Here is a 22132-nt window from a genome sequence, read left to right on the forward strand (position 1 = left end):
CCGCCGACCACCGCCCCGGCGACGACCACCCCGCCGACCACGGCCCCGACGACCAGCAGTCCTGCGACCACCGTCCCGCCGGCCACGACCGCCACGCCGAAGCCGGTCGCGCCCGCGCCGACGTCCCGGCCGGCCACCACGACCCGGCCCGCGACCAGCACACCTGCGTCGACCGGGACAGCGGCCACCCCGGCGGCCGCCACGGTGCACCCGATCTCGGTGACCCTGCCCGCGGGGTCGGTGCCGGTGAAGGCCACGAGCCGCAGCAGCCGGATCGTGGTCCGCCTCGGGTCGGCCGCCCTGCTGAGCGGCGCCGCGGCCGGGTCGCCGGTCATCGTCAGCTACTCCGACGGGACGACCGCGGCGTTCTCCACCACGGCCGTGCGGGAGGCGACGGCCGCCGAGGTCCCGGCCCTGCTGACCGGCGGGAAGGTGGTCGTGGTGGCCCCGGCCGCCGGTGGCGGCTTCAGGGTGCTCACCGCCTCCTGACCGGGCACGTCCCTCCCCACCGTCCGACCGCGTCGTGCGCCACGGCGCGGTCGGACTCCGCCGTGGGGTCCCGTTCAGACCGCGCGCAGGTCGAGCACGAGCTCGGCCGGTGCGCCCGGCACCAGCCGCACCGGGATGCCCCAGTCCTGCTGGTAGCGGTGGCACGCTGCGAAGATGCCGGCCTCGCCGTCCTCCCCGTCGTGGTCGCAGGCGGCCGCGGCCACGCTGACCTGCAGCACCCCTTCGGCCGGCCCGCCGGCGACCGGGTCGGCCAGCCGCAGCGAACGGGCCAGGCCCGGGGCCGTGCCGGCCCCGTCCTGCAGCAGCTCCGGCGGGGATGCGGCGACGGTGAGCGAGGTCGGGTCGCCGAAGCGGTCGTCGAGGTGCTGCCCGGTCGGCGGGGTGAAGGAGATCGTCAGGTCGAGCACACCGGGGGACAGGTCGGTGCGGGATCGGCGGACCCGGTGCGCGCCGGCGTCGACCCGGGCCCCGGCCGGGATCGGCACCCGGACCAGCCGGTGCGCCGCGGACTCGACGACGATCAGGTCCGGGCCCTCGACCAGCACGTCGCTGGGCTCGTGCAGGTCCCGGGCGAGCGTCGTGACCTCCCGGCTCTCGGGGGCGTAGCGGCGGACCGCGCCGTTGTAGGTGTCCGCGATCGCGATCGACCCGTCGGGCAGCACCGCGACGCCCAGCGGGTGCTGCAGCAGCGCCTCGGCCGGGGCCGCGCCGTCGCGGAAGCCGAAGTCGAACAGGCCCTGCCCGACCGCGGTGCTGACCGCGGCGCCGACCAGCGGCGCGGCGACGACCGACCGCACCGCGGAGGTCTCCGAGTCGGCGACCCACAGCGCGCCCGCGCCGTCGACGGCCAGCCCGGACGGCTGGGCGAAGAACGCCTCCCCGGGGGCGCCGTCACGCAGCCCCTCGTTGGTGGTGCCCGCCAGCACGGTGGCGACGCCGGTCCGCGGGTCGAACGACCACAGCTGGTGGCTTCCGGCCATCGCGACGACGACCCGGCCGTCCCACCACGCGACGTCCCACGGGGTGGACAGCTCGGTGCCCGGCGTGCCGACCTCGATCCGCTCCCGCAGCTGCTCGCCGGTCCCCGCCACCGTGGTCACGTTCCCGTCGGCCAGCCGCAGGCCGCGCAGTGCGTGGTTCACGCTGTCGGCGACGACCACGTCGTAGCCTGCCTCGGCGGCGACGTCGGCCGGCAACGCGACCAGCCCCTGCGGCTCGGAGAACCGCGGGTCCGGCCCGTCGAGCAGGCCACGTTCGCCGGAACCGATCCGGCGCCGCTCGGTGACCAGGTCGGCGTCGAGCTCGACGAGCTGGTGGTGCGCGGTGTCGGAGACCAGGAACGTCCCGCCGGGCAGGGCGATCACCTTGCCGGGGAAGCGCAGCGCGGTGTCCGGCTCCGGCGGCGCGACGTAGGGGCCGTCGCCGCGGTGCAGCGTCCCGTCGGCCCCGTGCGTGGCGACGAGCTGCTCGATGAGCACACCCAGCCCGTGCGCGTGCCCCTCACCGGCGAGCTGCCCGACCACGTAGCCCCGCGGGTCGATCACCACGAGCGTCGGCCAGGCCCGCGCGGCGTAGGCGTCCCAGGTGGCCAGGTCGGGATCGTCGAGCACCGGGTGGTGCACCGCGTAGCGCTCGACGGCGGCCTCGACTGCGGCCGGGTCGGCCTCGTGCACGAACTTCGGTGAGTGCACCCCGACGGTCACCAGCACGTCGGCGAACCGCTCCTCGAGCGGGCGCAGCTCGTCGAGCACGTGCAGGCAGTTGACGCAGCAGAACGTCCAGAAATCCAGCAGCACGATCTTGCCGCGCAGCTGTGCCAGCGACAGATCCTCGCCACCGGTGTTCAGCCAGCGCCGTCCGCGCAGCTCCGGTGCCCGTACCCGCATGCGTCCCGTACTCACGCCAGCGATCAACCGCTTTCGCCGCGCGGCTGTTCCGCACCGGCGCGAGACTGGGATCGTGCCGGAACTGCCCGAGGTGGAGAGCGCGCGCCGGGTCCTGGAGGGCGCGCTGGACCGCGAGATCGCCGACATCGACGACACCGACGACTGGGTGTGCCGCCCGCACCGGCCCGGCGACATCGCCAAGGCGCTGGCCGGCGGGCGGCTCACCGAGGCGCACCGGCGCGGCAAGACGATGTGGTGCGAGACCGTGATCTCGGACGGCACCGCCGGACCGCGGCTCGGGATCCACCTCGGCATGGGCGGACGACTGATCGTCACGGGCGGCGACGGTGAGCGAGCCGGGGGAGAGCCCGATCGCCCCGACCGTTCACCGCGCAAACCCGAGTGGGACCGGTTCACCGTGAGCTTCGCCGACGGCGGCCGGCTGCGGCTGTTCGACAAGCGCCGGCTCGGCCGGGTCCGCCTCGAGCCCGACCTCGACGCCCTCGGCCCGGATGCCGAGGACATCACGCCGGCCGAGTTCCGCGAGCGGATCACCCGCGGGCGCTCCGCGGTCAAGGCCCGGTTGCTGGACCAGGGCGTGCTGGCCGGCGTGGGCAACCTGCTGGCCGACGAGACGCTGTGGCAGGCGAGGATCCGGCCGTCGAAGCCGGTCGACGAGCTCGATGCCGCCGAGCTGGACCGCCTGTACCGCGCGCTGGAGCGTTCGCTGGCCGCGGCGGTCCGCAACGGCGGGGTGCACACCGGCGAGATGATCGGCGAGCGCAACGCCGACGGCGCCTGCCCCCGCTGCGGCGCACCGATGGCGCACGGCACGGTCGGCGGCCGCTCGACCTGGTGGTGCTCGGCCGAGCAGGCCTGACCGGCCCCGGCTCAGGAGGCGTCGGCCGCGGTGGCGGCCGGGTGCGGCGTCGCCCGGTGCCGCCACCGGGCGCGCAGCGTGCACGCCACGGCCAGCACCGCGGCCCCGACGAACCAGCCGGCCAGCACGTCGCTGAACCAGTGCACCCCGAGATACATGCGGGTGACGCCGACGGCGAGGACCCACAGCGCCGCGGCGGCCACCATCGCCACCCGGGCCACCACCGTCCGCCCGGCCCAGAACACCGCCACCAGGGCCCCGATGACGGCGACCGACATGGTCGCGTGCCCGGACGGCATGGACTCGTTGGTCTCGTTGACCAGCCGGTCGATCGCAGGTGGCCGCGGCCGGTCGAAGCTCATCTTGAGCAGCCGGAACACCGCGCTCGCGACCGCCATGACCCCGACCAGGAAGACCGCGTCGGCGCGCCGGCCGCGCAGCCACAGCGCGATGCCGACGACGACCGCGACGGCGGCCATCGCCAGCGTGCTGCCGACGTTGGTCACCACCACCGCCACCGCGGTCCACCCGGCGGAGCGGTGGGCCAGGAACCAGTCCAGGACCGCGCCGTCGGCGGCGCCCGGCCCGGTCCCGGTCAGCCCGGCACGGATGACGAAGGCGGCGACCACGGCGAGCACGAGGACCATCGCGGCGCCGACCCCGACGGCCCGGGCACCGCCTTCGCTCATCTCCCCACTCCCGACCATTGCGCGGCGGTCAGCCCGTGGCCCGGCCGCGCAGCTTCCGGTACCGGGCCACCAGCGCCGCCGTCGAGGGGTCGAGCCCGGAGGTGTCGGCCCGGTCCTCGCTGAGCACCGGGACCAGCTGCTTGGCCAGCACCTTGCCCAGCTCGACGCCCCACTGGTCGAAGGAGTCGACGCCCCAGATCGTGCCCTCGGTGAACGTGATGTGCTCGTAGAGCGCGATCAGCTGGCCGAGCGTCGACGGGGTCAGCCTGGGCGCCAGGATCGTCGACGACGGCCGGTTGCCCGGCATCACCTTGTGCGGGACCAGATGCGGCGGGGTGCCCTCGGCGGCGATCTCCTCGGCGGTCTTGCCGAAGGCCAGCGCCGAGGTCTGGGCGAACAGGTTGGCGGTGAGCAGGTCGTGCATGTCGGCCGGCCCGTCCCCCGGTAGTTCGTGGATCGGCTCGGCGAACCCGATGAAGTCGGCCGGCACCAGCCGGGTGCCCTGGTGCAGCAACTGGAAGAACGCGTGCTGGCCGTTGGTACCCGGCTCACCCCAGTAGATCTCGCCGGTGTCGGTGGTGACCGGGCCGCCGTCGGCGCGGACGGACTTGCCGTTGCTCTCCATGGTCAGCTGCTGCAGGTAGGCCGGCAACCGGTGCAGGTACTGGGCGTAGGGGAGCACCGCGTGGGTCTCCGCACCGAAGAAGTCGTCGTACCAGACGCCGAGCAGCCCGGCGATCACCGGCAGGTTCTGCTCCAGCGCAGCGGTGCGGAAGTGCTCGTCGATCGCGTGCATGCCCGCGAGGAACTCGCCGAACTGCTCCTTGCCGATGGCGATCATGAGCGACAGCCCGATCGCCGACGGCAGCGAGTACCGCCCGCCGACCCAGTCCCAGAAGCCGAACATGTTGGCCTCGTCGATGCCGAACTCGCGGACCTTCTCGGCGTTGGTGGACACCGCGACGAAGTGCTTCGCCACCGCCTCCGGGCCCGCGCCGAGCCCGTCGAGCAGCCACTGCCGCGCGTTGCGGGCGTTGGTCAGCGTCTCCAGCGTGCTGAACGTCTTCGACGCGACGATGAACAGCGTCGTCGCCGGGTCGAGGTCGCGGACGGCCTCGGCCAGGTCGGTCGGGTCGATGTTGGAGACGAACCGGAACTGCAGGTCCGGGTCGGAGTAGGCCTTGAGCGCCTCGTAGGCCATCACCGGGCCGAGGTCGGAGCCACCGATCCCGATGTTGACGACGGTGCGGATCCGCTGCCCGGTGTAGCCGGTCCACTCCCCGGAGCGGATCCGGTCGGAGAACCCGCCCATCCGGTCCAGGACCGCGTGCACATCGGCGACCACGTCCTGGCCGTCCACGACGAGCTTCGCGTCGCGCGGCAGCCGCAGCGCGACGTGCAGCACCGGGCGGTCCTCGCTGGTGTTGATGTGCTCGCCGCGGAACATCGCCTCGATCCGCTCGGGCAACCCGGCCGCGCGGGCCAGCGCCACCAGCAGCGGGATCGTCTCGCGGGTGATCCGGTGCTTGGAGTGGTCCAGGACGAGGTCCGCGGCGGAGACGGTCAGCGCGTCGACCCGACCCGGGTCGTCGGCGAACAATTGCCGCAGGTGGAGCGGCGCGACGGCCTCGTGGTGCGCGGCGAGCGCGGCCCACTCGGGGGTCGCGGTGATGTCGCTCGGGGCGCTACCGGCTGTGGTGCTGGTCTCGGACACGGGTTCATCATGCCCAGTCGGAGGCCGCTGCATGCGGCATCCGCAGGGCCGTCCGGCATGTTTGTCCGCCGGCGCCGGTCGGACGATGCGCCGGACCAGCCGCTCCAGCAGGTCCACCCCGGCGTCGGCGACGCCTCGTCGACGTCGAATCGCCCGGTCGGGTGAGCCGACCCTTGCGGTGAGGTGCGATGCAGATTGTTGACGTGGCACGGATCACCGCTGGGCGCGCGCTGTAGCCCGTTCGATGAATCGCCGGTAACGGTGTGCGTGACGGAGCGTGTCGTTCGTCGCACGGGAATGATGCGTCGGCGCGCATTGGTCTGATCGGGCCAGTCGTCCCCCCTTGCCGGTTTAGCGTCATTCAGCCGCTCGGTGTCTTCGGCACTGGCCGTTCTGGAGGAACTCGATGACCCGTTCGCTACCTGCTCCGTCCCGCGACATCGCGCTGCTCGTCGCGCGCCTCGTGATCGGTGTCGTGTTCTACGCGCACGGGTGGCAGAAGCTGGTGTTGAACGGCATCTCCGACACCGCCGTGCTGTTCCACAACTTCGGCATCCCGCTGGCGATCGTGGCCTCCTCGTTCACGGTGTGCGTCGAGTTCGTCGGCGGCACCCTGCTGATCCTCGGTGTCCTGGTACCGGTCGCCAGCGCGTTCATCACCTTCGTGATGCTGGGTGCGATCTACTTCGTGCACGGCTCGCACGGCATCTTCGCGGCCGACGGCGGTTGGGAGCTCGTCGCGGTCCTCATCGCCGGGGTGCTCGCGATCGCCGCCTTCGGTCCGGGTCGGCTGAGCCTCGATCACCTGCTGCACACCCGCAAGGCCCCGGCCCCGGCCCCGGTGCCGATCCCGGAGCCGTATCACCCCGGGCCATTCGACTCGATCCGTCAGCGCTGAGCGCGGGTCGACCGGCGCCCGGCGTTGTGGCGACGCGTGGCGGTCGGCTCGCGGCGGCCGCGGGCGGTCTGTATAGCCTGGGCGAGAGTTTGGTTCAACATTCATCTATCGGAGGTCGTCCAGCATGAGCCGCTCGCTGTCCGGTGCAGCCCGCGACATCACCCTGCTCGTCGCCCGCGTGGTGCTGGGTGTCGACCTGATCGCCCACGGCTGGCAGAAGGTGGTCACCAACGGGATCGGCGCGACCACGGACGCGTTCGCGGGCATGGGAGTGCCGGTCGCCCCGGTGTCGGCGGTCTTCGCCGCGGCCGTCGAACTCGTGGGCGGCGTCATGCTGGTGGCGGGGGCGGTGACCGCGGTCGTCGGGCTTCTCGTCGTGCTGGACATGCTCGGCGCCGCGCTCTTCGTGCACCTCACCCACGGGATCTTCGTGACCAACGGCGGCTGGGAACTGGTCGGTGTGATCGCGGCCGCCGCCCTCGCGCTGGCGGCGGCCGGCGCCGGCCGGTTCAGCCTCGACCACCTGATCGCCTCGCGCCGGCAGCCGGTGCACGCCGCGACGGCGGTCTGACACCCGCGCGTCCGCGACATTCCTCCCGCATCCCTCCGATTCCCGGGTACCGGGTGGGCGGCGGCCTGCGAGTGCGGATCGCCGGCCGGGAGTTCGTCGGGGTGATCGGCGCCGCCGCACCGGCGGCGGCCGCCGTCGGGCCCGGGAGGTTCGGTCTCGACCGCGTCCTGGTCGTCCGCCGGGACGCGGCCGCGGCCCGTTGACGCGTGGTGCGTGAGGGCGTCACTGCCTGCTGCGCCGTTGTGGTGACGGTGAGCACGCGATCGAGTGCGGAGATGGCTCGAACCTCGGGCGATGCATGACGAGATGTCCGCATAACGTCCCGTTCCGCGAGATAACGTTACCTATCCGAGTGGTAGGTGATGCTAACCTCTGACCGTTCTTTCCGGATCGTCGAGGAGCCCTTGTGCGTCTGACCCGACGCGGCCCGCTGGCCGCCGCCGCTACGCTCGCCGTTCTCGCGTTGACCGCCGCGTGCGGAGGAAACGCAAGCGGTTCCGCCGACTCCGCGGCGGACACCCTCGTGCTCTACAACGCCCAGCACCAAGAGGTGGGCCAGGCCTGGGCCGACGGCTTCACCAAGAAGACCGGGATCAAGGTCGAGGTGCGCAACGGGGACGACTTCGAGCTCGCGAACCAGATCATCTCCGAGGGCGCCGCGTCGCCCGCGGACGTGTTCATCACCGAGAACTCGCCGGCGATGTCGCTGGTCTCCAGCAAGGACCTGTTCGCGCCGGTCGACGCGGCGACGAAGGCGCAGGTCCCGGCGCGGTTCTCGTCGAGCAAGGGTGACTGGGTCGGCGTCGCGGCCCGGTCGACGGTGTTCGTCTACAACCCGGCCCTGCTGCCGGCCGGGCAGCTGCCGAAGTCGATCATGGATCTGGCCAAGCCGGAGTGGAAGGACAAGTTCGCGATCTCGCCGAGCGGCGCGGACTTCCAGGCCATCGTCAGCGCGGTCTACGCCGTGGAGGGTGACGCCGCCGGCGCGGCCTGGCTGCAGGGCATCAAGAACAACGCCAAGATCTACAAGGGCAACAGCACCATCATGAAGGCGGCGAACTCGGGTGAGGTCCCGGGCGGCGTCATCTACCATTACTACTGGTACGGCGACCGCGCCGAATCCGGCGTCAACAGCAAGAACACCGAGCTGGAGTACTTCGGCAACGCCGACCCCGGCGCGTTCGTCAGCGTGTCCGGCGGTGGGGTGCTCAAATCCAGCAAGCACGCCGCGCAGGCCCAGCAGTTGCTGGCCTACATGACCAGCGCCGAGGGGCAGAAGACGCTCGCCGACGGCAACGCGCTCGAGTACACCGTCGGGTCGAACGTCCCGGCCAACCCCGCGCTCAAGCCGATGTCGGAGCTCAGCCCGCCCGATGTCGACCTCAACTCCCTCAACGGCCCCAAGGTCATCGAGGAGATGCAGCGGGTCGGTCTGCTGTGACCCGGGCCGTGGCGGTGGGTAGCGGGCGCCGGCTCCGCTACCCACCGCTTCGCCTGGCCGCCGCGTTCGCGGTGGCCCTGCTCAGCCTCGTCCCGCTGCTCTACGTGGTCATCGGCACCATCGAGCTCGGCTGGGACGAGGCCGTCGCGCTGGTGTGGCGGCCGCGGGTCGGCGAGCTGCTCGTCAACACCGTGACCCTCACCGTGCTGGGCATGGTGGCCAGCGCGATCATCGGCACCGGCGCCGCATGGCTGGTCGAGCGGACCAGCCTCCCCGGCCGTGGCGTCTGGACCGGCCTGATGGCCGCGCCGCTGGCCGTCCCGGCGTTCGTCAACAGCTTCGGCTGGTACTCGCTGACCCCGGCCGTGGAAGGCCTCGGCGGCGCGGTCCTGATCACCACGCTGTCCTACTTCCCGCTGGTCTACCTGCCGGTGGCCGCAGTGCTGCGCGGCGTCGACCCGGCGTTCGAGGAGATGTCCCGGGCGCTGGGCAACGGCCCGTGGCGCACGTTCTTCCGGGTCGTGCTGCCGCAGTTGCGGCCGGCGCTGCTCGGCGGCGTGCTGCTCGTCGGGCTGCACCTGCTCGCCGAGTTCGGGGCGCTGCAGTCGCTGCGCTTCGAGACGTTCACGACGGCGATCTACGACTCGTTCAAGTCGACCTTCAACGGCGGTGCCGCGACCATGCTGGCCGGCGTGCTGGTGCTCGGCTGCCTGCTCCTGCTGCTCGCCGAACTGCGGCTGGCCGGGCGCGCCCGGGTGGCGCGGGTCGGGGCAGGCGCGGCCCGCCGCCTCGTCGCGCACCCGCTCGGCCGCTGGGCCGTGCCGGCGATCGCGGCGATGGTCCTGCTCGTGCTGCTCGCGCTCGGGGTGCCGTTGTTCAGCCTCGGGTACTGGCTGGTCACCGGCACCTCGACGGCGTTCCCGCTGGGTGCGCTGGCCCAGACGGCGGGCACCTCGATCGGGCTGGGGCTGCTCGGTGCCGTGGCCACCACGGCGCTCGCGTTCCCGGTGGCCTGGTTGTCGGTGCGCCACCTCGGCCGGCTGAGCCGGGTGATCGAGCGGAGCACCTACATCGGCAACTCGCTGCCCGGCATCGTGGTGGCGCTGGCGCTGATCACGCTGGCCATCAACGTGCTGCCCGGTCTGTACCAGACCACGGTCATGCTCGTGGCCGCCTACGCGATCCTGTTCATGCCGCGCGCCATGGTCAGCCTGCGCGCCGCGCTGACCCAGCTGCCTCCCGAACTCGACGACGCGGCCCGCGCGCTCGGCGCCCGCCCGGCGGGCGTGCTGTGGCGGGTCACGGTGCCGCTCATCGCCCGCGGGCTCGGATCCGGGGCGGCGCTGGTGTTCCTGGCCGTGGTCACCGAACTGACCTCGACGCTGCTGCTCGCGCCGATCGGCACCCAGACCCTGGCCACCGAGTTCTGGAGCTACAGCTACAGCATCAAGTACGGTGCCGCCGCTCCGTACGCCGTCCTGATGATCCTCATCTCGGCGCCGGCGGCATACCTGTTGACCCGGGAGGCCCGCAGATGAGCTTGCTCCGAGTGTCCGACACACCGTCGATGGAGGACGCCCCGGACCGCGAGCCCCCGGGGCTGTCGGTGCTCGGCGTGCGCAAGTCCTACGGCGACGTCCCCGTGTTGCACGGGGTGGACCTCGATGTGCAGGCGGGCAGCCTCACCGCCGTGCTCGGCCGCTCCGGGTGCGGGAAGACCACGCTGCTGCGGCTCATCGCGGGCTTCGACCGGCCCGACGCCGGCACGATCGACATCGCCGGCCAGCCGGTCGCCGGACCCGGGCTGGCGCTGCCGCCGGAGGAACGCCGGATCGGCTACGTGACCCAGGAGGGCAACCTCTTCCCACACCTGACGGTGGCCGCCAACATCGCGTTCGGGCTGCCGCGGCGGGCGCGGCGGGCCCCGCACCGGGTGGTCGAGCTGCTGGAGATGGTCGGGCTCGACGCCGGCTACGCCCGTCGTCACCCCCACGAGCTGTCCGGCGGCCAGCAGCAGCGGATCGCGCTGGCCCGCGCGCTCGCCCCCGAGCCCGGGATCGTGCTGCTCGACGAGCCGTTCTCCTCCCTCGACGTGGAGCTGCGGGAGAGCACGCGGCGGGCTGTCGTCGACGTGCTCGCCGCCGCCGGCACCACGACCGTGCTGGTCACCCACGACCAGGCCGAGGCGCTGTCGCTGGCGTCGCGGGTCGCGGTGATGCGCGACGGTGCGATCGTCCAGGTCGCGAGCCCCGCCGAGCTGTACCGGCACCCGGTGGACCGCGGCGTCGCCGGGTTCGTCGGTGACGTCGTCGGGCTGCCCGCGACTGTGCACGGCGGGGTCGCCGAGTGCGTGCTCGGGAGGCTGCCCGTCGGGGGCGGGCACCCCGACGGGCCCGCGACCGTGCTGCTGCGCCCGGAGCAGATCGGAATCCACGGCATCGACGCCGGCGGCGTCACGGCCCAGGTCCTGGAGATCGAGTACTACGGCCACGACGCCGTCGTGCGGCTCGAGCTCGGCGGCGGCACCGCGGTCGCCGCGCGCTGCCCGGGATACGCGCTGCCGGTGGTGGGCCAGCAGGTACGGCTCGTGGTACGCGGCGAGGTGGGGCTGGACCGGGCCCCCGCCTGAGCCTGCCCGGGCCCGGGGCAGGATGAGCAGATCGATCCTGCGGGGGCCGACGGGAGGTGTGACGGTGCTGCGACACGTGACGGCGATCCGCTACGTCACGCCGCTGCGCGAGGGCGGTTCGCTGCCCGGCCTGATGGAGGCCGACGACCTGGGCACCTACGTGGTGAAGTTCCACGGCGCGGGGCAGGGCCGCAAGGTGCTCGTCGCAGAGATCATCAGCGGTGAGCTGGCCCGCGGGCTGGGGCTGCCGGTGCCCGACCTGGCGACCGTCGACCTGGACCCCGAACTCGGCCGGGCCGAGCCCGACCAGGAGGTCCAGGAGCTGCTCCGCAACTCCCCGGGGCTCAACCTCGGGCTGGACTTCCTGCCCGGAGCCCTGGACTTCGACCCGGTCGCCTTCGCGCCGGGCCCCGAGTTCGCCGGCCGGGTGCTGTGGTTCGACGGGCTGGTGGGCAACGTCGACCGGTCCTGGCGCAACGCCAACATGCTGCTGTGGCACCGGGCGCCCTACCTGATCGACCACGGCGCCACGCTCACCTTCCACCACAACTGGGCCGCCGCGCTGGTCGACCCGTCGGCGTTCGCGACCCGGCCCTACGAGGCCGCTGACCACGTGCTGCTCGCCGCGGAGCCGGATCTCGACGCCGCCGACGCCGCGCTCACGCCGCGGGTCAGCGGTGAGCTGCTGCGCGCCGCCGTCGCCGCCGTCCCCGACGAGTGGCTCACCGGGGAGCCCGGGTTCGACGGTCCCGGCCGGGTGCGCGAGGCGTACGTCCGGCAGCTCACCGCGCGCCTCGACGCCCGCGATGCGTGGCTGCCCGGGATCCGCGCGGCCGCCGCGGCGGCAGGCGGGAACCGCCCGGTGACGCGCGCGCCGAACCCGCCTTCGTGGCTGTCCTGGCTGCCGCGCTCATGACCCGCCACGTGTTCGAGTACGCGCTGCTGCGGGTGGTCCCCCGGGTGGAGCGCGGCGAAGCCGTCAACGCCGGGGTGATCGTGTACTGCCGGGGCGTGGACTACCTGGGCGCGCGCGTCCACCTGGACGTCGCGCGGCTGCACGCGCTCGACCCGGACGCCGACCACGAGGCCATCGCCCGCGCCCTCGACGCCGTGGCCGACGTCTGCGCGGTGGCGGCGCCGCCGCGTTCGGACCGGCGCACCGACGGCGCGCTGGCCGCGGACGGGCCGGCGGCCGGGGAGGACATCGGGCGCCGGTTCCGGCGGCTGACCGCGCCGCGCAGCACCGTCGTCCAGCCCGGGCCGGTGCACACCGGGCTCACCGCCGACCCGGAAGCAGAGACCGACCGGCTGCTCCGCGAGCTCGTGCTCCCGCTCCGCGGCTGTGCGCGGTGAGTGGTCGCTCGGGCACCACTTTCCGCGCACGAGCGCGCAGCGCTTGAATGGCCCCATGACGCAGAGCCGATCAACGGAGATCGACGATCCGGTGCCCGCCGACGCACTGTCCGGGTGGCTGGCCGCCGAGGTGCCCGAGGTGGCGGTCGGCTCCGGGCCGGTGACCGTCCACCGGATCTCCGGCGGTCACTCGAACCTGACGTACCGGATCGTGGACGCGGCCGGTGTCGGCTGGGCGCTGCGTCGCCCGCCCACCGGAGGGGTGCTGGCCACCGCGCACGACATGAGCCGGGAGTGGCGGTTCATCGCCGCGCTCGCGCCGACCCCGGTGCCGGTGCCGCGCCCGGTGGCCTACTGCGCGGACGCCGGCGTGATCGGCGCCGAGTTCTACGTGATGGGTTTCGTCGAGGGTACGGTGCTGGGCGACGAGGCGGCGGGGGAGGAACTGGCCGTCGAGCACCGGCACGCGGCCGGGCTGGCCGTCGTCGACGTCCTCGCCGACCTGCACGCCGTCGACCCGGACGCGGTCGGGCTGGGTGAGCTGCGCCGGCCCGGCAGCTACCTGGAGCGCCAGCTGCGCCGCTGGCACCGGCAGGTGCACGCATCGGCGGTGCCGGATCTGTCGGTGGTCGACGCGGTGCACGAGCGGCTGGTGGAGCGGATGCCGGCGACGCTGCCGTACTCGCAGGTGCGGATCGCGCACGGGGACTTCCGTCCGGGGAACCTGTCGTTCTCTGCGGACGGCAGCATCGGCGCCGTCTTCGACTGGGAGCTGGCCACCCTGGGTGACCCACTCGCCGACCTCGGCTGGGTGCTCGCGTCGTGGGCCCGGCCGGGCGACACCGAGGCGCCGACCACCCCGGGGCCCACCGCGCTCGACGGATTTCCCGAGCGGGACGAACTGATCGCCCGCTACGCCGCCCGCTCCGGCCGCGACCTCGCCGACCTGCCCTACTACCTGGCTTTCGCCCGATGGCGCTCGGCGTGCATCGGGGCCGGCGTGTACACCCGGTACGCGGCCGGGGTGATGGGCTCCGACGCCGCCGATATGGGCGATGTCGCCGTCGCCCGGCTGGAATCGGTGCAGGCGCAGGCCCGGGCGGCGCTGGCGGCGCTGGGCGGCTGAACCGGGCTCGCACCGCGGCCGGTGCAGGCCGGTGCGCATCGCACCGGCCGGACCGGGTACCTGATGCGCCGACCTGCCCGGCCCACCCGGGTCGTTGAGCGCTCCACCACAGGGGCACGATCCGGGGAGATGCCGCGCCCGCGGCAGGAGACGGGGACGAACATGAGCGCGCACGACGCAGATCGGCCGGTCCTGCAGGTCGTGGTGGGCAGCACACGTCCGGGGCGGGTCGCGCTGCCGGTGGCGCAGTGGGTGCACGAGCGCGCCGCGGCCCACGGTGGGTTCACGGCGGAGCTGATCGACCTGGCCGAGGTGGGGCTGCCGCTGTTCGACGAGCCCTACCACCCCCGGCTGCGCAGGTACGTCCACGACCACACCAAGCGCTGGAGTGCCACGGTGGAGCGCGCCGACGCGTTCGTGTTCGTGCACCCCGAGTACAACCACAGCATGACGGCCGTGTTGAAGAACGCGATCGACTACCTGCACCAGGAATGGGCCTACAAGCCGGTCGGGCTCGTCGGGTACGGCGGTGTGGCGGCGGGGGCCCGGGCCATGCAGGCGCTCAAGCCGGTGTGCTCGGTGCTCAAGCTGGTGCCGCTGGCCGAGACGGTGCCGATCCCGTTCGTCACGCAGTTCATCACCGGGGAGGGTGACGACCGCCGGTTCGAGCCCAGCACCGAGGTGGAGGCCGGCGCGCAGAAGATGCTGGACGAGTTGGTGCGCTGGGTCCCGACTCTCCGCCCGCTACGTAACGCGCAGTAATTGAGTCCTGACCGCATGTCACCCTGACGGGGGGTTTGGGTGTCGCCGTGCGGCGTCGCGGCGTCGACTGCGCCAGAATCGCGCGGCACCTGTGGCCGTTCGCGGTCCGGGTGCGGAACCGGGTTCTCGGCAGGATGGGGTAGAGAGACGATGGCGAACGGGTACAACGAGCCGGGCGGCGGGGGCTATCCGGAGTATCCCGAGCCCACCCGGCAACTGTCCCGGCCGCCGGCGTCGTCGCGGGCACCCGTCGTCAACGCGGGCCGGCTGTGGTCCGGCGGGGTGGCGACGGCGGTGGTCGCGGCGCTGATCGGGCTCGTCGGCCTGCTGATCGCCCGCGCCCTGCTGCAGATCCCGTACCTGGCGCCGGTCCGGGCCGGGGCGCTGGGCGACTCGCGGACGATCGTGCTGTGCGTCTGCGCGGCGATCGCGGCGCTGGCCGCGACGGGGCTGGCCCACCTGTTGCTGGTCAGCACGCCGTCGCCGATGGCCTACTTCGGCTGGATCGTCGGCCTGGTCACCGCGGTCGCCGTCGTGCTGCCGTTCCTCGACACCGAACCGCTGACCGTCCGGCTGGCCACCGCGGTCATCCACCTGGTCATCGGGCTGGCCATCGGCAGCCTGGTGACCGGTGCGGCAGTCTCGGCGACGGGCGGCCGGCGCTAGGCGGTCACCCGCGGTACGGCCATCCGCTCAGGACTGCGGCGGCCCGCTCAGCATCCGGGGCGTGGCGAACCGGTCGACCAGTCGGTCCCACCGGGTGCGCCTTCCCGGTGGGAACCGCCGCAACGATCGGGCCAGCCGCCGGGACCCGGGCCGGTACATCCGCCGCGCCCACGGCGAGCCGGGCCGGGCCAGTCGTGCCGCGGCGACCCACGCCAGCACCGGGATGAACACCCCGATCACGCCGAGCAGGGTCCGGCCCTTGACGATCGCGATCATCGCGCACAGCAGGTCCACCGTGATCGTCACGGCGACGACCGCTGCGCCCTGCCCACTCTCGCCGTTCACCGGGTTCGCCCCGAGCAGCAGCAGGAACCCGATCACCAGCGCGATGAGGACGGCGTCCACCGAGCGGCGGCCCTCCGCGGACCAGTACACGTCGTCGAGGTGCAGCCACAGCGCGAACTCGTCGAGGGTGAGGGCCGCGCCGATGCCGAACAACACGGCGATCACCTGCAGCCACGGGGGGCCGGGGCGGTAGGTGAGTTCCACGGTCCCCGAGACGAGCAGCAGGAAGATCCCGTAGACCTGGTGGTGCACGTGCACCCCGCCGACGCTCGCGTTGCGGAACGGGCCGCGCCCGGTGTGGATCGCGATGGTGATCGCCCTGGTGACCAGGAAGGTCACCAGGAACGCGCCCAGCATCCAGGCCACGATCTGCCGGTGCTCGCTGAGGCTGAACTCGAGGTGAAACCCGCTGTCCTGCACGATGCCGACCTCCCCGGCCACTGCTCACACGGCTCGAGATGCGCCTGCGCTTCGATCGTGACGTACCGGGTGCCGGACCCGGGGGAGCGCATACCGGAGGTGGGCCGGGGAACCCTACGGCCATGCGCCGCTCGATCCTAGTCATCGACGATGACGCGCGGATCCGCCGGATGGTGGCACTCGCGCTGTCGCGAGAGGGGTTCGTCGTCGGGGAGGCGGCCAGCGGTGAGGAGGGGCTGGCCGCCTTGAGGGACCATGGGTTCGACGTGATCTGCGTCGATCTCGTGCTGCCCGGCTGCGACGGGTTCCAGGTCTGCCGGGACATCAGGCGCACCAGTACGGTTCCGATCATCGCGGTCGGTGCGCGGGTCGACAGCCATGACGTCGTCGGCGGCCTCGAGGCCGGCGCGGACGACTGCATCAGCAAACCCTTCCGGGTGCAGGAACTCTGCGCGCGCATCCGGGCCCTCCTGCGCCGTGCGGAGGGAACCGGGCTGCGCGGCAGCGTCCACGTGGGCGACCTGGAGATCGTTGCCCGCGACGGGCTGGCGTTGCGCGATGGTGAGCCGCTCGACCTGACCCCGACCGAGCTCCGGCTGCTCTGCGAGCTGGCCGTGGTGCCGGGCCGGGTGCTCAGCCGGGCTGAGTTGCTCGAGCGGGTGTGGGGTTACGGCTACTTCGGCGACCCGCGGGTGGTCGACGTGAACGTCGCCCGGCTGCGACGCAAGGTGGAGCCCGACCCGCAGGTCCCGAAGGTCGTGGTCACGGTGCGCGGGCAGGGCTACCGCCTGGCGGTGTGACCCTGCCCGACGACGTCGGCCGGGACGGTGAACCGTCCCGGCCGACGCCCGATCCGATTCTCTCCACCCGATGAGCTGCCGATCTCAGCTGTTCGAGGTGTAGATCGTGGCGATCGGGTTGGGATCGCCGAGGGTGTCGGTCACCGTGTTGGCGTTCACGGTGAAGGCTGCCGCGGACCGCAGGTCCGCCTGGTTGAACAGCACGACGATCTGGTTCGAGGTCTCCGTGCCGCCGGTGACGGAGACGTAGCTGCGAGCCTGCACCAGGGTGCCGTCCGAGGTGACGAGGTAGAACGCCGGCTGGCTGCCGGTCGGACCCTGCGGGGCCAGTTTCTCGTCGAAGGCGAACGTGGCCTGCCCGGCCGCCGCGTCGTTGTTGACGTTCAGCAGGTCGGGACCACTGGTCGGGCCGGTGCCCAGGGCGCCGGTGTTGGGGGTGTCGACCGGCACGAAGCCGACGGTGTTGGTCTTGCCCTGGACGTCGTTCAGAGCCACCGCCTGCGGTGCCACGGCCGCCCCGCGGATCTTGTAGGAGTAGTCCTCGGCGCGCTGGAAGTCGGCGCGGACGGTAGCACCCTGGTCCGTGGTGTTTGCCGCGGTCGCATGGATCGGCGTCCCGCCGTCGGTGTAGATGACGAAGTCCTGCGCGACGGGGTTCTTCACCGACTTGTCGAAGGTGAAGTCGAACACCGCCGGGCCGGCCGGCGTGACACCGGTCAGGTCGGGGACGCTGGTGGTCCCGCCCTGGGAGGTCAGCACGTTCTGCTGGCCCTGCAGGTCGCTGACGCCACCTTCCTGGACGAACCAGCGCACGGCCTCGTCGATCTTGCTGCCGCTCGCGAAGCTCACCTGAACGGCGTTGCCCTGCTTGGAGACCACTCCGTTGGCCATCACGGCGTCACCGTTCACGGTGTAGAAGCCGAACTTCGAGGGGTCGACCTGGCTCGGGGCGGTGATGCCGCTGGTGCCGGTGCTCGGAGTGGTGGAGCCGAGCTGGTTACCCTGCGGGGCCGGTGGGTTGGCGTTCGGCGCGTTGCTCGGCGGGCTGGCCGGGTTGGCGCCGGACTGGGTGCCCGAGTTGGCGCCTGCGCCGCCGCCCATGGCGTCGGCGCCCTTGGAGTCGACGGGCTTGTCGAACGTGTAGGTGGCCTTGTCCAGGGTCTTGTCCGGCGTGATCGAGATGAGCTCAGGCGCGCTGGTGCGGCCGGTGCGCGAGGTGTTGTTGGGGATGACCAGCGAGCCCTGCATGTTGGACTTCTCCTGGACGTTGCGGACCGCCTGGTTGCCCACGGTGGCGACCGAGTAGGCCAGGACCGGTGTCCCGGCCTGGAAGCGGGCGGTCACGCAGGAGCTGTCGGTCTCGGACAGCTTCGCCTGGCTCGACTGCGCGTCGGCGTGCGAGTTGTAGCCCTGCAGGTAGAAGCTCGTGGGCCCCGGCACATCGACCAGCGGCGAGTTGAAGCAGTAGTCCACGCTCTTCAACTCGGTGTCGTCGAGGTTGGTGTCGTGCGGCCGGATCGAGGTGAGCCGGAGCGTGAGCGAGTTCTGGGCGGTCCCGGCCGGGGGCGTTCCCGGCGCCTCCTGGCCGTTCGTGGTCCCGCCGGGATTGGGGGCGGGTCCCGCACTGGTGGGTGGTGCAGGGTTCGGGGTGCCGGTGTCGCTGCCGGTCGGGCCCGGGCCCGGGCTCGGGGCCGGGGTGTCGGTTCCTCCGGGACCCGGCGACGGGGTCGCGGTTCCCTGGGTGTGCGGGTTCTCGATCTGATCATGGAATGCGGCCGCATTGGCTGCGGCGCTCCCACAACCGACCATGATCAGGGCAGCCGCCGAGGCCACCCCGATGCGCTCGCAAGCGCGCTTGTACCGTTTCATTACTCCTCCTCGTAGCGTGCAGGAGCCGCCCACGGGCGACTGGACTGATCGCTACCCGGCAGGAGCGCCGGCAGGCTTTACACGCTCGGTTGTCACATCTCTGTCAAGTCCGGTCCTGAAACTGTGACGTTCCTGTGTCACTCGGATACGGCTGCCGCGCAATGGGCACGGCGCCGCTCATTCCAGGGTGACGGCCAGCCCGGTGGTGCCGGCCTTCCCGCGGCGCCACCCGCTCAGCGTGGTGAGCAGCCGGCCGAGCAGGCCGTACTTGCGGCGGATCGCGGCCAGCACCTGTTCCGTGCCGGCCCGGTCCAGGACCCGCGCGGTACCCGCGACCGCCGGGCCGAGTGGCCGGCCGCGCGAGTCGGACTCGGCGAGCTCGATGTGGCCGTCGCGGCGGATCCGCTTGACCTTGCCCGAGTCCGTGGTCGTCCAGACGCCGATCGCGCCGTCGATCGGGGCGACCCAGACCGCCGTCGGGACCGGGGCGCCGTCCCGGCGGAACGTGGTGAGCACGGCGTACCGGGCGGCGCCGAGTCGAGCGGTCGGGTCAGCCATCGGCGTCGGCACCGGTCGAGGACGCTGCACCGAGCGCGATCACGCCGGCACCGCCGCCCGGTCCAGGGCCACCGGCAGCGTCTCGTAACCGCGCAGTACCCGGGTCGGGCGCCGGTGCCCCGGCCCGGCGGGGGCCAGGTCGGGGAAGCGCTCGAACAGCGCGCGCAGCGCCACCTCGCCCTCCATCCGGGCCAACCCGGCACCGAGGCAGTAGTGGATGCCGGTGGAGAAGGCGATGTTGTCCTTGGCCTCGGGCCGGGTGACGTCGAAGCGGTGCGGGTCGGGGAACACCGCCGGATCCCGGTTGGCCCCGCCGATCAGCAGCACCACCACCGTGCCGGCCTTCACCGGGATGCCGCACACCTCGGTGTCGCGGCGCGCGATCCGGCCGGTGCGCTGCACCGGTGACTCGAAGCGCAGCGTCTCCTCGACCGCGTTGGGCCACAGCTGCGGATCGGCCTGCAGCACCGCGAGCTGGTCGGGGTGTTCCATGAGCAGCGCCGCGCCACTGCCGATCAGGTTGACCGTGGTCTCGAACCCGGCGGCGAGCAGCAGCATCGCGATGCTGCTCAGCTCGTCCTCGGTGAGCCGGTCGCCCTCGTCGTGTGCGGTGACGAGCACGCTGAGGATGTCGTCGCCGGGCTTGCGGCGGGTCGTCTCGAAGTGGCCGAGCATCCAGCTGTGCAGCGCGTCGAGGTCGAGTTCGGAGCGCCGGAAGTCGCGGTAGCTCAGGCCTGCGTCCAGCGACAGTGCGCCACCGGCGCCCCACTCCAGGAACTGCCGGCTCATCTCGACCGGCGCGCCGAGCATCTCCGCGATCACCGTGGCCGGCAGCAGGCTCGCGTAGTCCTCGATCAGGTCGGCGCGGTTCCCGATGCGGGCACGGGCGACCATGGCGTCGAGCAACTCGGCGGCGATCTCCTCGGTGCGGCTGCGCAGCGCCGCGACCGCGCGGGCGCTGAAGGCCCGGGTCACGAGCTTGCGGTAGCGGGTGTGGTCCGGCGGGTCGACCGCGAGCATCGACGGCGGTTGCACCGGCCCCAGCGTCCACCGCCCGCCGGCCTTGAGCGCCAGCCCGATCACGCCGGGCAGGTTCTCCGGCATCCGCATGCCGACCCCGAAGTCCTGGCTGCGCAGCACAGCGGTGGTGACGTCATGGTGCGCGGACGCGAGCGCGATCCCGGAGTTCACCAGCTTGCCCTGCGTCCGCAGGGTGTCGTAGTAGGGGAACGGTTCGGCGAGGACCTGCGGGTCGACCATCAGCCGGGCGCCGAGGTCGCCCTCGCGGGCGCGCTTGCCGACCACCCGGCGGATGATCCCGTGCCGCAGTGCCCACCGGATCCTGCGCCGAACGCCCCTCGAACCGGCCATGCCCGACCTCCTGTGCTCGTGCCGCTCGATCCTGAAGCTACCGCCGGTAACTTATTCGGGCCAGCCCCGTTCCTCAGCCGGTACTCAGCGCGGGCCGGGCGTGCGTCGCGACGAGCGGCCGGGTAGGACGTGTCGGTGACGTCCCGATCCTCCTCGTCCGCACCGCGCCTTCTCGCCGTCAGCGATCTGCACGTGCGCTACCCCGAGAACCGAACGATCGCCCACGACCTCCGTGCGGGCTCCGATGGGGACTGGCTGATCGTCGCCGGCGATGTCGCGGAGCGGGTCGACGATGTGATCTCCACGCTCGGGCTGTTGCGCGAGCGGTTCGCCCGGGTGATCTGGGTGCCGGGCAACCATGAGCTCTGGACCCGCGGCAAGGACCCGGTCCAGCTGCGCGGCGAGCACCGCTACCGCCACCTCGTCGAGCAGTGCCGCACGATCGACGTGGTCACGCCGGAGGACCCGTTCCCGGTCTGGACCGGGGACGGCGGCCCGGTGACGATCGCGCCGCTGTTCCTGCTCTACGACTACTCGTTCCGGCCCGCCGGCACGTCCTCGACCGCCGAGGCCATGGCTGCGGCCTACCGGGCGGGCGTCGTGTGCACCGACGAGCACCTGCTGCACCCCGATCCCTATCCGACCCGTGCGGCCTGGTGCGACGCGCGGGTCGCCGACGCCGAGAAGCGGCTGACCGCCATCGACCCGTCGATGCCGACCGTGCTGGTCAACCACTGGCCGCTCACCCGGTTCCCGACGCAGGTGCTGCGCTACCCGGAGTTCGCGCTGTGGTGCGGTACCGAACGCACCGCCGACTGGCACGTCCGGTTCCGGGCCACCTTGGTGGTCTACGGTCACCTGCACATCCCGCGGGTCACGTGGGAGGACGACGTCCGCTTCGTCGAGGCGTCGCTGGGCTACCCGCGGGAGCGGCGTTCCCGCGACGCACGGGGGATCACCGTGGACCCGCTGCCCCGCCAGGTGCTGCCCGTCCCGGACCGGTGATCGCGCGCCGGCGGAGATCGACCGGCACCCGCCGGCCGGGGGGCCGGCGCGTTCCATGGACGAACACCGCCGCCCACAGCACAGGCCCGGTGACGATCACGATCAGCATCGCCAGCCAGCCGGTGCGCCAGACGAAACCGGTCGCGGCCCAGCCGAGGATCCAGATCACCATCAGCACGGTCCGGATCCGGATCATCCGCCGGTGCACGGCGGCGAGCGGTTCGGCCAGGTCGGTGACGACCGCGGGCTCGGGGCGGCGGGGACGGTGCACGGCGACCTCCCGTCGAGGCGCTGTGCCGTCGACGCTACGCCGTCAGCCCCGGCTGCGGTCGCCGTAGCGGCGGCGGAACTTCTCGACCGCGCCCGCGGAGTCGAGCACGCGGGCCGCGCCGGTCCAGAACGGGTGCGAGTAGGCGGTGATGTCGACGCGGATGAGCGGATAGGTGTTGCCGTCGCTCCACTCGACGGTCTCCGACGACGTGGCGGTCGATCGGGTCAGGAACATGTCCCCGGTGGAGCGGTCCTGGTAGACGACGGGGGCGTAGGCGGGGTGGATATCGGGGCGCACGGCGAGTCCTCGTGGGGTTGTGGAGGTGGATCGGTCTGCTAGCGTCAGTCTAAACGATAACGGTTGTCGTT

At 72.6% G+C, this 22132-nt stretch carries 25 protein-coding genes; 15 read left to right on the plus strand and 10 right to left on the minus strand.

Annotated elements, in window-relative coordinates; genetic code table 11:
* Window positions 1-257 (minus strand): hypothetical protein (locus tag HF526_RS26450; RefSeq protein WP_211177834.1); only part of this gene is annotated, 257 nt, incomplete at its 3' end.
* Between HF526_RS26450 and HF526_RS26455 the strand changes: the two genes are divergently transcribed.
* Complete coding sequence (locus HF526_RS26455) at window positions 247-489, plus strand: hypothetical protein (protein WP_169384290.1); 243 nt, start codon at window positions 247-249, stop codon at window positions 487-489. The genes HF526_RS26450 and HF526_RS26455 overlap by 11 nt on opposite strands.
* Before the next feature lie 74 nt (window positions 490-563).
* On the opposite strand, the gene HF526_RS26460 is transcribed toward HF526_RS26455, so the two are convergent.
* A complete protein-coding gene (locus HF526_RS26460) occupies window positions 564-2396 on the minus strand; it encodes an NHL domain-containing thioredoxin family protein (RefSeq protein WP_169384328.1) in 1833 nt (610 codons plus the stop codon).
* A 73-nt stretch (window positions 2397-2469) separates the two neighbouring features.
* Between HF526_RS26460 and HF526_RS26465 the strand changes: the two genes are divergently transcribed.
* Window positions 2470-3276 (plus strand): DNA-formamidopyrimidine glycosylase family protein, encoded by an 807-nt coding sequence (locus HF526_RS26465; RefSeq protein ID WP_169384291.1) that lies wholly within the window; start codon window positions 2470-2472, stop codon window positions 3274-3276.
* A gap of 11 nt (window positions 3277-3287) precedes the next feature.
* Here the strand turns inward: HF526_RS26465 and HF526_RS26470 are convergent, their stop codons facing one another.
* On the minus strand, window positions 3288-3965 hold the full coding sequence (locus HF526_RS26470; protein WP_169384292.1) for a phosphatase PAP2 family protein: 678 nt from the start codon (window positions 3963-3965) through the stop codon (window positions 3288-3290).
* Between the two features lie 28 nt (window positions 3966-3993).
* Window positions 3994-5679, minus strand: coding sequence for a glucose-6-phosphate isomerase (pgi, locus tag HF526_RS26475; protein ID WP_338051767.1), 1686 nt, complete (start codon window positions 5677-5679; stop codon window positions 3994-3996).
* Between the two features lie 406 nt (window positions 5680-6085).
* On the opposite strand from pgi, the gene HF526_RS26480 reads away from it, so the two are divergent.
* From HF526_RS26480 to HF526_RS26530, 11 genes are all read left to right on the plus strand, one after another.
* Window positions 6086-6577, plus strand: coding sequence for a DoxX family protein (locus HF526_RS26480; RefSeq protein ID WP_169384294.1), 492 nt, complete (start codon window positions 6086-6088; stop codon window positions 6575-6577).
* A 124-nt stretch (window positions 6578-6701) separates the two neighbouring features.
* Window positions 6702-7148 (plus strand): DoxX family protein, encoded by a 447-nt coding sequence (locus tag HF526_RS26485; RefSeq protein WP_169384295.1) that lies wholly within the window; start codon window positions 6702-6704, stop codon window positions 7146-7148.
* A gap of 53 nt (window positions 7149-7201) precedes the next feature.
* Window positions 7202-7351: a hypothetical protein gene (locus tag HF526_RS26490; RefSeq protein ID WP_169384296.1), complete on the plus strand. Its 150-nt coding sequence runs from the start codon at window positions 7202-7204 to the stop codon at window positions 7349-7351.
* 203 nt (window positions 7352-7554) lie between these two features.
* Window positions 7555-8589, plus strand: coding sequence for an extracellular solute-binding protein (locus HF526_RS26495; protein ID WP_169384297.1), 1035 nt, complete (start codon window positions 7555-7557; stop codon window positions 8587-8589).
* Window positions 8586-10127 (plus strand): ABC transporter permease subunit, encoded by a 1542-nt coding sequence (locus HF526_RS26500; RefSeq protein ID WP_169384298.1) that lies wholly within the window; start codon window positions 8586-8588, stop codon window positions 10125-10127. Before HF526_RS26495 ends, HF526_RS26500 begins: the two co-directional genes overlap by 4 nt.
* Complete coding sequence (locus HF526_RS26505) at window positions 10124-11218, plus strand: ABC transporter ATP-binding protein (RefSeq protein WP_211177836.1); 1095 nt, start codon at window positions 10124-10126, stop codon at window positions 11216-11218. The genes HF526_RS26500 and HF526_RS26505 overlap by 4 nt, the downstream gene beginning before the upstream one ends.
* Before the next feature lie 64 nt (window positions 11219-11282).
* Complete coding sequence (locus HF526_RS26510) at window positions 11283-12134, plus strand: HipA family kinase (RefSeq protein WP_338051768.1); 852 nt, start codon at window positions 11283-11285, stop codon at window positions 12132-12134.
* The gene (locus HF526_RS26515) at window positions 12107-12571 is read left to right on the plus strand and encodes a DUF3037 domain-containing protein (protein ID WP_338051769.1); all 465 of its coding nucleotides are present in this window, start codon (window positions 12107-12109) and stop codon (window positions 12569-12571) included. Before HF526_RS26510 ends, HF526_RS26515 begins: the two co-directional genes overlap by 28 nt.
* 55 nt (window positions 12572-12626) lie before the next feature.
* The gene (locus HF526_RS26520; RefSeq protein WP_169384300.1) at window positions 12627-13697 is read left to right on the plus strand and encodes a phosphotransferase family protein; all 1071 of its coding nucleotides are present in this window, start codon (window positions 12627-12629) and stop codon (window positions 13695-13697) included.
* Between the two features lie 162 nt (window positions 13698-13859).
* Window positions 13860-14459 carry an NADPH-dependent FMN reductase gene (locus HF526_RS26525; protein WP_169384301.1) on the plus strand — a complete coding sequence of 200 codons (600 nt, stop codon included), beginning with the start codon at window positions 13860-13862 and terminating at the stop codon, window positions 14457-14459.
* 150 nt (window positions 14460-14609) lie between these two features.
* The gene (locus HF526_RS26530) at window positions 14610-15125 is read left to right on the plus strand and encodes a DUF6069 family protein (protein WP_239029181.1); all 516 of its coding nucleotides are present in this window, start codon (window positions 14610-14612) and stop codon (window positions 15123-15125) included.
* A gap of 27 nt (window positions 15126-15152) precedes the next feature.
* On the opposite strand, the gene HF526_RS26535 is transcribed toward HF526_RS26530, so the two are convergent.
* Window positions 15153-15911 (minus strand): hypothetical protein, encoded by a 759-nt coding sequence (locus HF526_RS26535; RefSeq protein ID WP_338051770.1) that lies wholly within the window; start codon window positions 15909-15911, stop codon window positions 15153-15155.
* Window positions 15912-16012: 101 nt separating this feature from the next.
* Here HF526_RS26535 and HF526_RS26540 point away from each other — a divergent pair, with 101 nt between their 5' ends.
* Entirely contained in the window at window positions 16013-16690 is a 678-nt protein-coding gene (locus HF526_RS26540; protein WP_169384302.1) for a response regulator transcription factor, read from the plus strand.
* 84 nt (window positions 16691-16774) lie between these two features.
* Here HF526_RS26540 and HF526_RS26545 read toward each other — a convergent pair whose 3' ends face one another.
* The 3 genes from HF526_RS26545 to HF526_RS26555 all read right to left on the minus strand — a co-directional run bounded on the left by HF526_RS26545 (window position 16775) and on the right by HF526_RS26555 (window position 20488).
* Window positions 16775-18559 carry a hypothetical protein gene (locus HF526_RS26545; protein WP_169384303.1) on the minus strand — a complete coding sequence of 595 codons (1785 nt, stop codon included), beginning with the start codon at window positions 18557-18559 and terminating at the stop codon, window positions 16775-16777.
* 177 nt (window positions 18560-18736) lie between these two features.
* Window positions 18737-19117, minus strand: a complete 381-nt coding sequence (locus HF526_RS26550; protein WP_169384304.1) for a PPOX class F420-dependent oxidoreductase — start codon at window positions 19115-19117, stop codon at window positions 18737-18739.
* A 39-nt stretch (window positions 19118-19156) separates the two neighbouring features.
* Window positions 19157-20488, minus strand: coding sequence for a cytochrome P450 (locus HF526_RS26555; RefSeq protein ID WP_169384305.1), 1332 nt, complete (start codon window positions 20486-20488; stop codon window positions 19157-19159).
* Window positions 20489-20617: 129 nt separating this feature from the next.
* On the opposite strand from HF526_RS26555, the gene HF526_RS26560 reads away from it, so the two are divergent.
* The gene (locus HF526_RS26560) at window positions 20618-21493 is read left to right on the plus strand and encodes a metallophosphoesterase family protein (protein ID WP_420821659.1); all 876 of its coding nucleotides are present in this window, start codon (window positions 20618-20620) and stop codon (window positions 21491-21493) included.
* Here the strand turns inward: HF526_RS26560 and HF526_RS26565 are convergent.
* Window positions 21444-21764, minus strand: coding sequence for a hypothetical protein (locus tag HF526_RS26565; RefSeq protein ID WP_169384307.1), 321 nt, complete (start codon window positions 21762-21764; stop codon window positions 21444-21446). The two genes, HF526_RS26560 and HF526_RS26565, sit on opposite strands and share 50 nt — an antisense overlap.
* A 42-nt stretch (window positions 21765-21806) precedes the next feature.
* Window positions 21807-22061, minus strand: a complete 255-nt coding sequence (locus HF526_RS26570) for a type B 50S ribosomal protein L31 (protein ID WP_169384308.1) — start codon at window positions 22059-22061, stop codon at window positions 21807-21809.
* Between the last annotated feature and the right edge of the window lie 71 nt (window positions 22062-22132).

Source organism: Pseudonocardia acidicola, from assembly GCF_012911935.1.
GTDB classification, from domain to species: Bacteria; Actinomycetota; Actinomycetes; order Mycobacteriales; family Pseudonocardiaceae; genus Pseudonocardia; species Pseudonocardia acidicola.

What these genes read in the sequence shown, in the direction of transcription:
- HF526_RS26460 (WP_169384328.1), bottom strand. Translation starts at nt 2,396, where the DNA reads ATGCGGGTACGGGCACCGGAGCTGCGCGGACGGCGCTGGCTGAACACC.
- HF526_RS26470 (WP_169384292.1), bottom strand. Translation starts at nt 3,965, where the DNA reads ATGAGCGAAGGCGGTGCCCGGGCCGTCGGGGTCGGCGCCGCGATGGTC.
- HF526_RS26480 (WP_169384294.1), top strand. Translation starts at nt 6,086, where the DNA reads ATGACCCGTTCGCTACCTGCTCCGTCCCGCGACATCGCGCTGCTCGTC.
- HF526_RS26485 (WP_169384295.1), top strand. Translation starts at nt 6,702, where the DNA reads ATGAGCCGCTCGCTGTCCGGTGCAGCCCGCGACATCACCCTGCTCGTC.
- HF526_RS26505 (WP_211177836.1), top strand. Translation starts at nt 10,124, where the DNA reads ATGAGCTTGCTCCGAGTGTCCGACACACCGTCGATGGAGGACGCCCCG.
- HF526_RS26520 (WP_169384300.1), top strand. Translation starts at nt 12,627, where the DNA reads ATGACGCAGAGCCGATCAACGGAGATCGACGATCCGGTGCCCGCCGAC.
- HF526_RS26525 (WP_169384301.1), top strand. Translation starts at nt 13,860, where the DNA reads ATGAGCGCGCACGACGCAGATCGGCCGGTCCTGCAGGTCGTGGTGGGC.
- HF526_RS26530 (WP_239029181.1), top strand. Translation starts at nt 14,610, where the DNA reads ATGGCGAACGGGTACAACGAGCCGGGCGGCGGGGGCTATCCGGAGTAT.
- HF526_RS26540 (WP_169384302.1), top strand. Translation starts at nt 16,013, where the DNA reads ATGCGCCGCTCGATCCTAGTCATCGACGATGACGCGCGGATCCGCCGG.
- HF526_RS26545 (WP_169384303.1), bottom strand. Translation starts at nt 18,559, where the DNA reads ATGAAACGGTACAAGCGCGCTTGCGAGCGCATCGGGGTGGCCTCGGCG.
- HF526_RS26550 (WP_169384304.1), bottom strand. Translation starts at nt 19,117, where the DNA reads ATGGCTGACCCGACCGCTCGACTCGGCGCCGCCCGGTACGCCGTGCTC.
- HF526_RS26555 (WP_169384305.1), bottom strand. Translation starts at nt 20,488, where the DNA reads ATGGCCGGTTCGAGGGGCGTTCGGCGCAGGATCCGGTGGGCACTGCGG.